Source organism: Leisingera caerulea DSM 24564, from assembly GCF_000473325.1.
In the GTDB taxonomy this organism is placed as follows: Bacteria; Pseudomonadota; Alphaproteobacteria; order Rhodobacterales; family Rhodobacteraceae; genus Leisingera; species Leisingera caerulea.
Map to the genome: position 1 here is coordinate 1,349,032 of NZ_KI421513.1, position 13,329 is coordinate 1,362,360.

The window sequence follows — 13,329 nt, forward strand, 5'->3', positions numbered from 1 at the left end:
CGCCTGCGGCGCTCACCGCCAAGGATGTTTGGCGCAGGAGGAAGCAGTTCAGCCGATCAGCTTGCTCAATTTCATGGCGACGCCCATGTCGCCGGAAACCTTGATCTTGCCCATCATCACCGCGGTCATCGGGTTCAGCTTGCCGGCGAGCAGCTTTTGCAGGTTGTCTGCGGACAGGCGCAGCGTGCAATCGGTGTCCCGGTCCAGGGTTGTGGCATCCCCCTGTGAGAGCACGATGACGCCGTCATCGCCGCAATCGAATTTCAGCGAGCCATCGAAAGTTTTGCCGGCGAGCCCAGTGCGGATGCCCGCTGCGATATCTTCAAGTGCCATGGTGTCCTCCCTTGCCTGACGTGAGCGTTAGGCAGGCAAGGCGGTCCGGGCAATATTGACCAAAGGGGAAGCTGGCGGATTACCCGCCGGCAAGCGCGTCCTGGGTGAGCGGGCAGGGTTGGCCATCATAGAAGGCGACAAGCACCTCCCGAAACTCTGCCGGCGCGCCGGGCACGGCGGCAAACAGCGTCATCGAGGAGCGCAGTTTCTTGGCGTCGATGCTGCCAAGGATCTGTTCCGGCGCTTTGCCGCGATGCTGCAGCATCAGCTGGCTGACCTCGACCAGGCGGGCGCGGAGTTTATCGTGGTTCAGGTAGGCGGTAGCCTCCGCCAGATCCTCGATCCCGTAAAGCTGCGCCATGTGGGAGCGGCCGAGTTCGGCCAGCTGGGGAAAGACGAACCACATCCAGTGGCTCGTCTTCTGTCCTGCTGAGAGCTCACTCAGGACAGCCGCCCAGACGGTGTCCTGAGCCTCGACGAACATGTCCAGCTCTTCCGCGAAATCATCCTCGAAATCGCCGTCTATGCCGTCTTGATCACTCACTTTTTGATCCGGCGCTCGCGGGCGGCCAGCAGCTTGAGACGCAGGGCGTTCAGCTGGATGAAGCCTGCGGCGTCCTTCTGGTCGTAGGCGCCGGCGTCTTCTTCAAAGGTCACATGCGCCTCGGAGTAGAGCGAGTTGTCCGACCAGCGGCCAACGGTAGAGGCCAGGCCCTTGTAGAGCTTCACGCGCACGGTGCCGGAGACGAATTCCTGGCTCTTGTCGATGGCGGCCTGCAGCATTTCGCGTTCCGGCGAGTACCAGAAGCCGTTGTAGATAAGCTCTGCGTATTGCGGCATCAGCTGGTCCTTCAGGTGCATCGCGCCGCGGTCCATTGTGATGGATTCGATACCGCGGTGGGCTTCCAGCAGGATGGTGCCGCCCGGAGTCTCGTAAATGCCGCGGGACTTCATGCCGACGAACCGGCCTTCGACCAGGTCGAGGCGGCCGATGCCGTGCTTGCGCCCGTATTCGTTCAGTTCGGTCAGGATGGTGGCCGGGCTCATCGCTTCGCCGTTGATGCTGACCGCATCGCCCTTCTCGAAGCCGATCTCGATGTATTCGGGAGTGTCGGGCGCGTCCTCGGGGTGGACGGTGCGCTGGTAGACGTAATCGGGCGCTTCCTGCGCCGGGTCTTCCAGCACCTTGCCCTCGGAGGATGTGTGCAAAAGGTTCGCATCAACCGAGAAGGGTGCTTCGCCGCGCTTGTCCTTGGCGACGGGGATCTGGTGCGCCTCGGCAAACTCCAGCAGTTTGGTGCGCGAAGACAGGTCCCATTCGCGCCACGGCGCGATTACCTTGATGTCGGGGTTCAGCGCATAGGCGGCCAGTTCGAAACGGACCTGGTCGTTGCCCTTGCCGGTGGCGCCATGTGCAACCGCGTCGGCGCCAGTGGCCTCAGCAATCTCAACCAGGCGCTTGGAGATCAGCGGGCGGGCGATGGAGGTGCCCAGCAGATAGAGGCCCTCATAGACCGCATTGGCGCGGAACATCGGGAACACGAAGTCGCGGACAAATTCCTCGCGTACATCCTCGATGAAGATGTTCTCCGGCTTTATGCCCAGCATTTCCGCTTTCTTGCGGGCGGGCTCCAGCTCTTCACCCTGGCCGAGATCGGCGGTGAAGGTGACAACTTCGCAGCCGTATTCGGTCTGCAGCCATTTCAGGATGATCGAGGTGTCGAGGCCACCGGAATAGGCGAGCACAACTTTCTTGGGCGCGGACATGGAATTCCCTCTCAGGTCAGAACGCCTGCGGCGTATCGGGTTTTGGCCGCAAGGGCAAGGTTTTCCGGGGTTTCGCGCACCGCGTTCGGTAACTAGGGTTCGCGCCAGAACGTGATTTTCATACTGGAGCAGATTTTCATGAAACCATGGGCCCTATTCAGCCATTCTGTCGGAATGCTGGCGCGGAACTTCGGCGATATGCTGCGGGTTTTTCTGGTTCCCACGCTGTTGATCGTTGCGCTGTTTGCAACGTTTTTAAAGATGACTGGGGTGTGGGAAACCTTGCAGTGGGGCGTGGTAACCCCGATGCCAGAGAATTCAGGCTTAAGCGGCCCGCTGTTCCTGGTTTCAGTCCTTTCGCTCTTGATTGGGATGTGGAGCGTTGTTGCTTGGCACCGCTTTGTCCTGCTTGAGGAAATGCCGCAGGGCTGGCTGCCGCGCCTGGAGGGTAGCCGGGTAATGGCTTATTTCGGCCGGTCTTTGCAGATTGCACTGGTCCTGATCTGTATGATGATCCCCGTAATGCTCGTGGCTCTTCTGGTGACAACCATCCTCAGCGGGGCAGGGCCGGCTGCCCTGCAATGGATCAGCCTGCCGATTGCAATCTTCACCACCTATCTGATCCTCAGGCTGTCGGTAATACTGCCCGCGGCGGCGCTGGGCGCGGGGATGGGGCTTCGGGATGCCTGGAACTCCACCTCAAACGCCTTCGGCGACTTGCTTGGACTGGCCGCCATTCTGGTTGCGGCCCAGTATGCAGCTCAATTCATCGCAACAGCCTTGTCAGCTTCTCCGTCGCTGGCCGCTGGTGTTTCAATCCTGATCTCAGCTGCGTTGGCGCTGTTGAACATCAGCCTGCTGACCACCCTTTACGGCCACTATGTCGAAGGCCGCCCGGTCTGAATGCCGGTATTCTTATGTATGCTTTGCACCCGCCTCTTGCCTTAGGGGCGGGCATACGCCACTGAAGGATACATGAGCGATTTCAAGACCCAGGCCCGCGCCGCTGAACAGGCGATGCGCGATGTGTTTCCCGCGACACCCTTGCAGCGCAACGTGCATCTGTCCGAACGCTTCGGCGCTGACATTTACCTCAAGCGCGAGGACCTGAGCCCGGTCCGTTCCTACAAAATCCGCGGCGCGCTGAATGCGATGCGCAAGCAGCCGGACCAGGAGCTGTTCGTCTGCGCCTCTGCAGGGAACCATGCCCAGGGCGTTGCCTTCATGTGCCGTCACATGGGCAAGCGCGGTGTGATCTTTATGCCGGTCACAACGCCGCAGCAGAAGATCCAGAAGACCCGGATGTTCGGTGGTGACAATATCGAGATCCATCTGGTTGGCGACTATTTCGACATCTGCCTGGCGGCAGCGCAGGAATGGTGCGCGCAGGAAGGCGGGCATTTCCTGTCACCCTTCGACGATGCGGATGTCATCGAAGGCCAAGCCTCCATTGCGGTTGAAATTGAGGCTCAGTTTGGCAAGGCCCCGGATCACGTTCTGTTGCCGGTGGGCGGCGGCGGCATGTCAGCGGGCGTTTCCTCCTGGTTTGGTGAGGATGTGCACAGCCTGTTCGTGGAGCCTGAAGGCGGCGCCTGCCTGCGCGCAGCGCTGGCGGCGGGCAAGCCGGTGCCGCTGGACACCGTCGACACCTTTGTCGATGGTGCGGCGGTGGGGCGGATCGGCGATCTGCCCTTTGATATTCTGAAGGATGTGCCGCTGCCGGATGTGCTGGCAATCTCTGAAGACCGCATTTGCGCGACCATCATCGAGATGCTGAATGTCGAGGGTATCGTGCTGGAGCCGGCGGGCGCGCTGTCGGTCGAGGCGCTGCAGGATGTGCGCTCCTGGATCCGCGGCAAGACTGTGGTCTGCGTCACGTCCGGCGGTAATTTCGATTTTGAACGGCTGCCCGAGGTCAAGGAACGGGCGCAGCGCTATTCCGGGGTGAAGAAATACTTCATCCTGCGGCTGCCGCAGCGGCCTGGCGCGCTGAAGGAGTTTCTGGGCATCCTGGGCCCTCAGGACGACATCGCCCGCTTTGAGTACATGAAGAAATCAGCCCGCAATTTCGGCTCTGTCTTGATCGGGATCGAAACCAAACGGCCGGAAAACTTTGAGCAGCTGTTCGCGCGGCTGGATGCTGCTGGGATGACCTATACGGACATCACACGGGACGAAACACTGGCGCAATTCGTGATCTGAGGCTAGCGGCCGGGGTCAGAATTTTTCCGACATGCCGGTCAGAAAGGCAGACTTGGAAGCCTGAAACTTGGTGATGATGGCAGGGAGATCCACATCGTCTGCGCCGCCCTGCGCTGATTTTCTCTCGCCGTCCAGGCAGAGTGCGGAAAAATCTGCAAACCCGAGGTTGAGCGCGCTGCCTTTCAGGAAGTGCAGGTCCTGCTCCAGCTGGCTGCGGTCGCCGTCTTGCAGCTTACCGATAACCTCTTCGACTTCTTCGAGAAATATCTCTACGACTTCCTCGAAATCTTCTGCACCCACTTCTTCGCGCAGCTCGGTCACGCGCGGCCAGTCAATCATGTATCTTGTCCTTACGATCAGTCGCCATGCGCGATTTCTTAAGTTGATTGCAGTAAAAATATAGTGAAATAAAGGGGGAAGCTCAAATTTTAGGTTTCACCGCCTGTTAAATTTCTGGACCGATAGTATCACAAGACTGTCTGATTTTGCCATTTGTGAGGTGCCTTCGGTGCTGCCAGAAAGTTCGATGGACAACGAGGACCACACAGTGGCCGGATCAATACGCCGTGTGCTGGTTGTCGATGACAGCCGCCTGCAAAGACGCATCCTTGTGGCTTCACTGAAGAAATGGGGTTTTGAGGTCGTCGAGGCCGAGAGCGGCGAGGCCGCGATGGAGATCTGCCAGGCGGAAACACCGGATCTGATCCTCAGCGACTGGATGATGCCGGGGATGAACGGGCTGGAGTTCTGCCGCGCCTTCCGGGCCCGCTCAAGCGAGGATTACGCCTATTTCATCCTGCTGACCTCCAAAAGCGAAAAGAACGAGGTCGCCGAGGGGCTTGATGCCGGCGCCGATGACTTCCTGACCAAGCCGGTGAGTTCTGATGAACTGCGCGCGCGCATCTCCGCGGGGGAGCGGATCCTGCGCATGCAGCGGGAGCTGTCAGAAAAGAACCGCATTGTCTCCGAAACGCTGGGCGAGCTGCAGCGCGTGTATGACGCGATCGACAAGGACCTGATCCAGGCCCGCAAGATCCAGGAATCGCTGGTGCCGGAACTGTCCAAGACTTTTGGCTCTTCCACCGTCAGCCTGCTGCTGAAACCCTGCGGACACATCGGTGGCGACCTGGTGGGCATGTTCTCACCGGGCGTGAACCGAATCGGCTTCTACTCCATCGACGTGTCGGGTCATGGCATCACCTCCGCGATGATGACGGCGCGGCTGGGCGGTTATCTATCCTCCAATTATTTCGATCAGAACGTCGGGATGGAGAAACGGTTTAACCGCTTCTACGCCCTGCGCCAGCCGGAGGAGGTGGCCAGCCTGCTGAATGCCAGGCTGATCGCCGACACCGGCATCGAAGAATACTTCACCATGGCTTACTGCATTGCTGACCTGCGCAGCGGGGTCGTCAAGATGGTGCAAGCCGGGCATCCGCACCCGCTGCTGCTGCGGAAAAATGGCGAGATGGAATTCATCGGCAAGGGCGGCGTCCCGGTGGGTCTGGTGCCGGATATCGGTTACAGCCAGGAAGAATTCACCATGGAGCGCGGCGACCGCCTGCTGCTGTTTTCAGACGGCTTCACCGAGGCGCGGCTGGAAGGTGGTTCCATGCTGGAACCCGAAGGCCTGCTTGAGCTGGTGGGAAAATGCGGATCCGGCCAGAGCGGCAAAGAGTTCCTGGACGATCTGTACTGGCACCTGACCCAGGTGATGAGCAAGGAACACGGGCTGGAAGATGATGTCTCAGCGACCTTGTTCGAGTATCAAGGTCCCTGAACCTGCCACAGCTTCAGTCTGATGGTGTCCTGGCCGCGGCTGGGATTTTGTGTATTTGGGAGGTGGGTTTAGCCCGAATTCACAGGCGTGCTGCCAGCCGGGCTGCGAAATGGCGGTCGCCGGCGTTGCCCAGCCTGACGGCGGCCTCCTGCGGATCAACCCACAGCGCTTCATGCCCGTCTTCCAACGGCGGGCCAATGCGGCGCAGCGGCCGGGCAATGTAAATATGGCACAGCTTTTCGGCCCACAGATCGTATTCCGGCATATAGGCGAAACGCCGGAACATCCCCAGCTTGCGCGGGGCGGATATCTTCCAGCCGGTTTCCTCATACACCTCGCGGTGCAGGGCAGGGATCGGCGATTCGCCAGGGTCGATGCCGCCGCCCGGCAGCTGCAGGTCAGGGTGGGGGTCGTACTGGCAGGTGATCAGCAGCTTGCCGCCCCGCGGCAGCAGCGCATAAGCTCCCGGCCGCATCCGGTAGCGCCGGCCTTTTTGCGGCGTATCGCCAAAACGTCTGATCACGGGCCGGCCCCTTCACTCCAGTATCATTTCTCCTATATAGCCCCGGTATGCCAATCCCCGGCGCGTAAGGAAACCCCATGACTCTTGGTTCGAAAATCGCGTGGGACGACACCGTCCTGCCCTTCCAGCTTGATGTATCCGACATGCGCGGCCGCGTGGCGCGGCTGGACGGTGTGCTGGATGGTATCCTGAAACAGCATGACTATCCGCCAGCGGTTGAGGCGCTGGTCGCCGAGATGGCGCTGCTGACGGCGCTGATCGGTCAGACCATTTCGCTGCGCTGGAAACTGTCGCTGCAGGTGCAGTCCAAGGGTGCGGTGCGGATGATCGCCACCGACTATTACGCGCCGCAGAAGGAGGGCGAGATCGGCCAGATCCGCGCCTACGCCAGCTTTGACCGCGAGCGCCTGACCGATGGCGATCCGTTCGAGCAGGTGGGCGAAGGCTATTTCGCGATCCTGATCGACCAGGGCAACGGCACCCAGCCTTATCAGGGCATCACCCCTCTGGCGCAGGGTTCGCTCAGCGCCTGCGCAGAGGCCTATTTCGCCCAGTCCGAACAGCTGCCCACCATGTTCAAGCTGAGTTTTGGAAAATCGGCTGAGCCGGGCGTGCCCGAGCATTGGCGCGCAGGCGGCGTGATGCTGCAGAGCATGCCCAAGGCGTCGCCTTTCGCGGCACAGAGCGAGGGGACGGGAGAGGTCCTGCAAGCCTCCGATCTGGTCACCGGTGACGAGGAAGAGAACTGGAACCGGGTCACCATGCTGCTGAACACGGTGGAAGATCTGGAACTGATCGGACCGTCGGTCACCCCCACGGACCTGCTGATCCGATTGTTTCACGAGGAACAACCGCGGGTCTACGATTTTCAGCCGGTGCGCTTCGGCTGCACTTGCTCGGAAGACCGCGTGCGCCAGAGCCTGTCGATCTACTCGGCCAAGGACATCGAAAAGATGACCACCGATGACGGCCGGGTGACCGCGGACTGCCAGTTCTGCGGCGCGCATTACGACCTGGACCCCGCGTCGCTGGGGTTTGACGCGGAAAACCCGCCCAGTGAGTGAGCCCGCACAAGATCTTACGGACAAAATAGCCGCCGCGCTGAAGCTGGAGGGCGGCGGCTCTTCCGATTTCGATCTCAACCCCGGCACGGTGCTGCCGGAAGGGCGCAAGCTGCGGGATGCCGGCGTTCTGGTGCCGGTCTCCATCGCCTCCGGCACGCCCCGGCTGATCCTGACCAAACGGTCCTCGGCGCTCAAGCACCACCCGGGACAGATCGCGTTTCCCGGCGGCAAGGTGGACGCGGGCGACAAGGACGCCTGCGCCGCCGCCCTGCGCGAAGCCTGGGAGGAAATCGGCCTGCCGCAGGACCTGCCTGAGATTCTCGGCTGCCTGCCGGAGCATGAGACGGTGACCGGCTTCTCCGTGACCCCGGTGGTTGCCTTGATCCGCGAAAGATTTGCCGCACGCCCGGAAGCAGGGGAAGTGGCCGAAGTTTTTTCTGTTCCGCTAAGACACGTTCTGCACACGGAAAACTACATTATCGAGTCGCGCCGCTGGCGCGGGACCCGCCGGCGCTATTATACCGTACCTTATGGGCCCTATTACATTTGGGGCGCCACCGCGCGGATGCTGCGCGGCTTTGCGGCACGGATGGAGAGCTGATGCGGATCGACCAGCCCTGGCTTAAGGATCAGGCAACTCAGGCGGTTTTCGAGGCCGTTACCGCAGATGGTGCGCAGGTGCTGTTTGTTGGCGGTTGCGTGCGCAACGCGCTGCTGTGCGAGCCGGTCTCCGACATGGATATCGCCACCGATGCGCGGCCGGAGCAGGTATTGGAGCTCGCCGCCCGAGCCGGAATCAAGGCGGTGCCGACCGGGATCGACCACGGCACCGTGACCCTGATCAAAAACGGTATCCCGCATGAGATCACCACCTTTCGCAAGGACGTGGCCACCGACGGCCGCCGGGCTGTGGTGGCGTTTTCAACCGATATAGCCGAGGACGCCCGCCGCCGCGATTTCACCATGAATGCGATTTACGCGCGCCCGGATGGCGAAGTAGTCGATCCGCTGGGCGGCCTGCCGGATCTGACCCAGCGCCGGGTGCGGTTTATCGGAACGGCGGAAAACCGCATCCGTGAGGATTACTTGCGCAGCTTGCGGTATTTCCGCTTTCATGCCTGGTACGGCGATCACACAGAAGGCTTTGATCCGGATGCGCTGGCGGCGATTGCTGCCAATCTGGACGGGCTGGCGTCGCTGTCCAAGGAGCGCGTCGGCGCGGAGCTGTTGAAGCTGCTGGCGGCTCCCGATCCTGCGCCCTCGGTTGCAGCAATGCGGCAGACCGGCGTCCTGGCTCAAATTCTGCCGGGTGCCGATGACCGCGCCCTGGCGCCTCTGATTCACCTGGAGGCGGGGCGTCCGGCTTCCGGTATCCGCCGCCTTGCTGCGCTGGGCGGGGGAGGTCTGCAAGAGGCCCTGCGGCTGAGCAAGGCACAGGCCTCTCATCTGGCCGCAATCCGCGCGGCCGCATCTGGCACCGCGGCGGCGGGGGAGCTGGGATACCGGCTCGGCGCGGAGAAGGCACTGGATTCACTGCTGCTGCGCGCTGCGCTGCTGGAGCAGCCGTTTTTCCCCGATTTAGAGACTGAAATCGCGCTGGGCGCGGAGGCAGTTTTCCCGGTGAAAGCCCGGGATCTTCTGCCGGATCTGCAAGGGCCGGCTTTGGGTGCGGCAGTAAAGAAGCTGGAAGCGGACTGGATTGCGTCGGGGTTCACCCTCAGCCGCGAAGAGCTGCTGGGCACCCTCCGCTGACAAGGGGTGTCAGCAGCGTCACAACCTTGGGGGGTGACAAAGCTGCCAATCTTGCGTACCCATAGGGCAGCCACCACATGACGGAGGAATGCTGATGTATTACGGGATCTGGTTTCTTTAACGCCTGAGACCTTGCCCCGTTTGACGTGGGAGCCTTGGGCCGCCCGCTGTCTGCATCTGTATTCCGATTTGCTCGAACGCCAGGAGCACCCGCATGTTTCGCTATTTTGAAAACCTCATTGACCCCTATTGCGCCTACCCGGAAAGCAACACGCCGCCGACGCGGCTGTGGCCGTTCCTGCGCGACTACTCCAAGCCGTTCAAATCCGTCTTTATCCTGGCTGCGCTGATGTCGGTCGTGGTCGCGGGGATTGAGGTTGGCTTGATCTATTATATGGGCCGTATCGTTGACCTGATGTCGGGCACCCCGTCCGAGGTCTGGGAGGCGCATGGCACAGAATTGATCGTGGTCGCCCTGTTCATTCTGCTGTTGCGGCCGCTGATCCAGCTTTTGGACGTTGTGCTGCTGAACAACACGATCCTGCCGAACTTTGGTACCCTGATCCGCTGGCGGGCACACAAGCACGTGCTGCGCCAGTCGGTGGGCTGGTTCGAGAACGATTTTGCCGGGCGGATTGCCAACCGGATCATGCAAACCCCGCCCGCTGCGGGAGAGGTGGTCTTTCAGGTCTTTGACGCCATCACCTTCTCGCTGGCCTATCTGGTGGGCGCGGCAGTGCTGCTGTGGGTTGCCGATGTGCGTCTGATGCTGCCTCTGGCGGTCTGGTTTGTCCTCTACGCGCTACTGGTGATGTGGACGGTCAAACGGGTCGGCCCGGCCAGCCAGGCATCGTCTGACGCGCGCTCTACCGTGACGGGGCGGGTGGTCGACAGCTATTCCAACATCCACTCGGTCAAGATGTTCGCCCATCACGACCGGGAGCTGACCTATGCCCGCGAGGCAATCGAGAACACCCGCAAGACGTTCCAGACAGAGATGCGCATTTTCACCATCATGGATGCCACGCTGGTCACGCTGAACGGACTGCTGATTGTCGGTGTGGTTGGCTGGGCCGTGATGCTGTGGATGCAAGGCAGTGCTTCGGTGGGTCTGGTGGCAGCGGCCACGGCGCTGACCCTGCGGCTGAACGCGATGACCGGCTGGATCATGTGGGCGCTGACCTCCTTCTTCCGCCAGCTGGGGGTTGTGGCCGAGGGGATGGAGACTATTGCCCAGCCCATCGACCTGGTGGATGCCGCCAATGCGGAGCCGCTGCGGCTCACCAAGGGCGAGATCGAGCTGCGCAACCTATCGCACCATTACGGGCGGGAGGCCGGCGGGCTGGACAGGATCAGCCTGACCATCCAGCCGGGCGAGAAGATCGGCCTGATCGGGCGCTCGGGCGCCGGTAAATCGACCCTGGTGAAACTGCTTTTGCGATTCTACGACGCCGAGAGCGGGCAGATCCTGATCGACGGCCAGGACATCCGGGCGGTGACACAGGACAGCTTGCGCAGCCACATCGGCATGGTCCAGCAGGACAGCGCGCTGATGCACCGCTCAGTGCGGGACAACCTGCTGTACGGACGTCCGGACGCGACAGAGGCGCAGATGATCGCCGCCGCAAAACAGGCGCAGGCGCATGAGTTCATTCTGGACCTTGAGGATCCGGAGGGGCGCAAGGGATATGACGCCCATGTCGGCGAGCGCGGCGTCAAACTGTCCGGCGGGCAGCGCCAGCGGGTGACCTTGGCGCGGGTGATCCTGAAGGACGCGCCGATCCTGGTGCTGGACGAGGCCACCTCGGCGCTGGATTCCGAGGTCGAAGCAGCGATACAGGAAACGCTCTACGGCATGATGCAGGGCAAGACGGTGATCGCCATTGCACACCGGCTGTCCACCATCGCGCAGATGGATCGTATCCTGGTGATGGATCAGGGCCGTATAGTTGAAGAAGGCTCGCATGAGGCGCTATTGCAGGCGCAGGGGCTTTATGCACAGCTTTGGGCGCGCCAGTCCGGCGGCTTCCTGAACATCGAGGCAGCAGAATGAACATAGGCAACCTGATCGACGCCTTCCGCCCGGCAGAGGGCCCGCCGCCGCAACGGCTGGGGTCCTTCTTGCGCTGGTGCCTGGCCGGCGCCTGGCCGATGCTGCTGCTGGCGGCGGCATTCTCGGCGCTGGCCGGCGGAATGGAGGCGGGCACAGCCTTCATCCTGGGGATGGTCATCGACACCGCAATTTCCAGCGGACCGGAACAGTTTTTTTCGGCTGGCAATGTGGCTGTCATCGCACTCGCGCTGGGCTTTTTCCTGATTGTGCGCCCTGTGCTGTTCGGCCTCTCTGCAGCCTCCAATGCCATCGTGGTGCAGCCTAATGTGAACCCGCTGGTGCTGTCGCGTCTGAACCGCTGGACATTGGGCCAATCGGTTCGGTTCTTTGACGACGATTTTGCCGGGCGGATCGCCCAGAAGCAGATGCAGACGGCAACCGCCGTCACCTCCGTGACCACCGAGATGATCAATGTTGTCGCCTTTGCATTGGCGTCTCTTGCTGGCTCTTTGGCCTTGTTAGGGTCTATTGATTGGCGCATTACCGGGGTGTTTCTGGTCTGGCTGATCGCCTATTTCGCGCTGATCCGCTGGTTTCTGCCACGCATCCGCAAGCGGTCCGGCGCACGGGCCGGGGCGCGGGCGATGGTGACCGGGCAGGTTGTCGACTCGATTACCAACATCAAGACGGTCAAGCTGTTTGCCCATGCCGACCATGAGGAGCGCACCGCCCAGGACGCCATGGTGCGGTTCCGCGATAAGTCACTGCATTTCGGCTATCTCTCCGCCAGCTTCCGGTTTTGCCTGATGTGCCTGGCGGGCGTTCTGCCGGTGTTGCTCATCGGCGCGACGCTGTTGCTGTGGCAGTCCGGCACGGCGACCGAAGGCGACATCGTGGCGGCAGGCGCGGTCTCGATCCGCATCGCCCAGATGACCGGCTGGGTCAGCTTCACGCTTATGGCGATTTACTCCAACGTCGGCGAGATCGAGAACGGCATGAAGACACTATCCGTCCGCGACAGGGTAGAGGATACGCCCGGCGCCAAGCCGCTGGAGGTCACCGAAGGCGAGATCGTCTTTGACCAGGTCGAGTTTGCCTATGGCCGCGACGTCGGCGGCGTGCAGGGCATCGACCTGACTATTCATCCCGGCGAAAAGCTGGGCATCGTCGGGGCCTCAGGGGCGGGGAAATCCACGCTCGTGTCGCTGCTGCTCAGGCTTTATGACGGAGAGAGTGGCCGGATTCTTATCGACGGTCAGGATATTGCGACGGTCACCCAGAACTCACTGCGCAGTCAGATCGGCATGGTCACCCAGGAGACCGCCATGTTCAACCGCTCGGCGCGGGAAAACATTCTCTATGGGCGGCCGGATGCGTCTGAGGAAGAGGTCGCCGCGGCGGCACACAAGGCCGAGGCGCATGAATTCATCACCGAGCTGGAGGATGGCCAGGGCCGCACCGGCTATGATGCCTTTCTGGGTGAGCGCGGAGTGAAACTGTCCGGCGGGCAGCGGCAGCGGATCGCATTGGCCCGCGCCATTCTGAAGGACGCGCCCATCCTGGTGCTGGACGAGGCCACCTCGGCACTGGATTCGGAGGTTGAGGCCGCGATCCAGGCAGCGTTGCACCGGGTGATGGAAGGCAAAACGGTGCTGGCGATTGCCCACCGTCTGTCGACGCTCAGCGAGATGGACCGGATCATCGTGATGGAGAAGGGCCGCATCGCTGAAAGCGGCAGCCATGATGAACTGCTGGCCAGGGGCGGTCTGTATGCACAGTTCTGGGCGCGCCAGTCCGGTGGTTTCATCTGCACCGACGAGGAGCAGGCGGCGGCAGAGTAACCTGACCGGCGCAT

At 61.7% G+C, this 13,329-nt stretch carries 13 protein-coding genes; 8 read left to right on the plus strand and 5 right to left on the minus strand.

All coding sequences use genetic code 11. From position 1 onward, the window contains the following. Positions 1–48: 48 nt before the first annotated feature. The 3 genes from CAER_RS0113970 to CAER_RS0113980 all read right to left on the minus strand — a co-directional run bounded on the left by CAER_RS0113970 (position 49) and on the right by CAER_RS0113980 (position 2,100). Complete coding sequence (locus CAER_RS0113970) at positions 49–333, minus strand: SCP2 sterol-binding domain-containing protein (protein WP_027235939.1); 285 nt, start codon at positions 331–333, stop codon at positions 49–51. A 79-nt stretch (positions 334–412) separates the two neighbouring features. Next, the gene (locus CAER_RS0113975) at positions 413–877 is read right to left on the minus strand and encodes a DUF1810 domain-containing protein (protein WP_027235940.1); all 465 of its coding nucleotides are present in this window, start codon (positions 875–877) and stop codon (positions 413–415) included. Further along, a complete protein-coding gene (locus CAER_RS0113980; RefSeq protein WP_027235941.1) occupies positions 874–2,100 on the minus strand; it encodes an argininosuccinate synthase in 1,227 nt (408 codons plus the stop codon). The genes CAER_RS0113975 and CAER_RS0113980 overlap by 4 nt, the downstream gene beginning before the upstream one ends. A gap of 174 nt (positions 2,101–2,274) precedes the next feature. Here CAER_RS0113980 and CAER_RS0113985 point away from each other — a divergent pair, with 174 nt between their 5' ends. Both CAER_RS0113985 and ilvA read left to right on the plus strand, forming a co-directional pair. After that, on the plus strand, positions 2,275–3,003 hold the full coding sequence (locus CAER_RS0113985) for a hypothetical protein (protein WP_027235942.1): 729 nt from the start codon (positions 2,275–2,277) through the stop codon (positions 3,001–3,003). A gap of 72 nt (positions 3,004–3,075) precedes the next feature. Next, on the plus strand, positions 3,076–4,302 hold the full coding sequence (gene ilvA / locus CAER_RS0113990) for a threonine ammonia-lyase IlvA (protein WP_027235943.1): 1,227 nt from the start codon (positions 3,076–3,078) through the stop codon (positions 4,300–4,302). Between the two features lie 15 nt (positions 4,303–4,317). On the opposite strand, the gene CAER_RS0113995 is transcribed toward ilvA, so the two are convergent. Further along, on the minus strand, positions 4,318–4,641 hold the full coding sequence (locus CAER_RS0113995; RefSeq protein ID WP_027235944.1) for an Hpt domain-containing protein: 324 nt from the start codon (positions 4,639–4,641) through the stop codon (positions 4,318–4,320). Positions 4,642–4,828: 187 nt separating this feature from the next. Between CAER_RS0113995 and CAER_RS0114000 the strand changes: the two genes are divergently transcribed. Beyond that, positions 4,829–6,082, plus strand: coding sequence for a PP2C family protein-serine/threonine phosphatase (locus tag CAER_RS0114000; RefSeq protein ID WP_154667839.1), 1,254 nt, complete (start codon positions 4,829–4,831; stop codon positions 6,080–6,082). Positions 6,083–6,161: 79 nt separating this feature from the next. On the opposite strand, the gene CAER_RS0114005 is transcribed toward CAER_RS0114000, so the two are convergent. Beyond that, positions 6,162–6,605 (minus strand): NUDIX hydrolase, encoded by a 444-nt coding sequence (locus CAER_RS0114005; protein ID WP_027235946.1) that lies wholly within the window; start codon positions 6,603–6,605, stop codon positions 6,162–6,164. Between the two features lie 77 nt (positions 6,606–6,682). Between CAER_RS0114005 and hslO the strand changes: the two genes are divergently transcribed. From hslO to CAER_RS0114030, 5 genes are all read left to right on the plus strand, one after another. Further along, positions 6,683–7,669 (plus strand): Hsp33 family molecular chaperone HslO, encoded by a 987-nt coding sequence (gene hslO, locus CAER_RS0114010; RefSeq protein WP_027235947.1) that lies wholly within the window; start codon positions 6,683–6,685, stop codon positions 7,667–7,669. Beyond that, positions 7,662–8,270 carry a CoA pyrophosphatase gene (locus CAER_RS0114015; protein ID WP_027235948.1) on the plus strand — a complete coding sequence of 203 codons (609 nt, stop codon included), beginning with the start codon at positions 7,662–7,664 and terminating at the stop codon, positions 8,268–8,270. Before hslO ends, CAER_RS0114015 begins: the two co-directional genes overlap by 8 nt. Further along, complete coding sequence (locus CAER_RS0114020) at positions 8,270–9,421, plus strand: CCA tRNA nucleotidyltransferase (protein ID WP_027235949.1); 1,152 nt, start codon at positions 8,270–8,272, stop codon at positions 9,419–9,421. Before CAER_RS0114015 ends, CAER_RS0114020 begins: the two co-directional genes overlap by 1 nt. Positions 9,422–9,635: 214 nt before the next feature. Continuing rightward, the gene (locus CAER_RS0114025; RefSeq protein WP_027235950.1) at positions 9,636–11,474 is read left to right on the plus strand and encodes an ABC transporter ATP-binding protein; all 1,839 of its coding nucleotides are present in this window, start codon (positions 9,636–9,638) and stop codon (positions 11,472–11,474) included. Then, positions 11,471–13,315, plus strand: a complete 1,845-nt coding sequence (locus CAER_RS0114030; RefSeq protein WP_027235951.1) for an ABC transporter ATP-binding protein — start codon at positions 11,471–11,473, stop codon at positions 13,313–13,315. The genes CAER_RS0114025 and CAER_RS0114030 overlap by 4 nt, the downstream gene beginning before the upstream one ends. Positions 13,316–13,329 lie beyond the last annotated feature (14 nt).

Excerpts from the sequence above, each read along its gene's own strand:
- CAER_RS0113970 (WP_027235939.1), bottom strand. The coding sequence starts at position 333 with ATGGCACTTGAAGATATCGCAGCGGGCATCCGCACTGGGCTCGCCGGC.
- CAER_RS0113980 (WP_027235941.1), bottom strand. The coding sequence starts at position 2,100 with ATGTCCGCGCCCAAGAAAGTTGTGCTCGCCTATTCCGGTGGCCTCGAC.
- CAER_RS0113985 (WP_027235942.1), top strand. The coding sequence starts at position 2,275 with ATGCTGGCGCGGAACTTCGGCGATATGCTGCGGGTTTTTCTGGTTCCC.
- ilvA (WP_027235943.1), top strand. The coding sequence starts at position 3,076 with ATGAGCGATTTCAAGACCCAGGCCCGCGCCGCTGAACAGGCGATGCGC.
- CAER_RS0113995 (WP_027235944.1), bottom strand. The coding sequence starts at position 4,641 with ATGATTGACTGGCCGCGCGTGACCGAGCTGCGCGAAGAAGTGGGTGCA.
- CAER_RS0114000 (WP_154667839.1), top strand. The coding sequence starts at position 4,829 with ATGGACAACGAGGACCACACAGTGGCCGGATCAATACGCCGTGTGCTG.
- hslO (WP_027235947.1), top strand. The coding sequence starts at position 6,683 with ATGACTCTTGGTTCGAAAATCGCGTGGGACGACACCGTCCTGCCCTTC.
- CAER_RS0114020 (WP_027235949.1), top strand. The coding sequence starts at position 8,270 with ATGCGGATCGACCAGCCCTGGCTTAAGGATCAGGCAACTCAGGCGGTT.
- CAER_RS0114025 (WP_027235950.1), top strand. The coding sequence starts at position 9,636 with ATGTTTCGCTATTTTGAAAACCTCATTGACCCCTATTGCGCCTACCCG.
- CAER_RS0114030 (WP_027235951.1), top strand. The coding sequence starts at position 11,471 with ATGAACATAGGCAACCTGATCGACGCCTTCCGCCCGGCAGAGGGCCCG.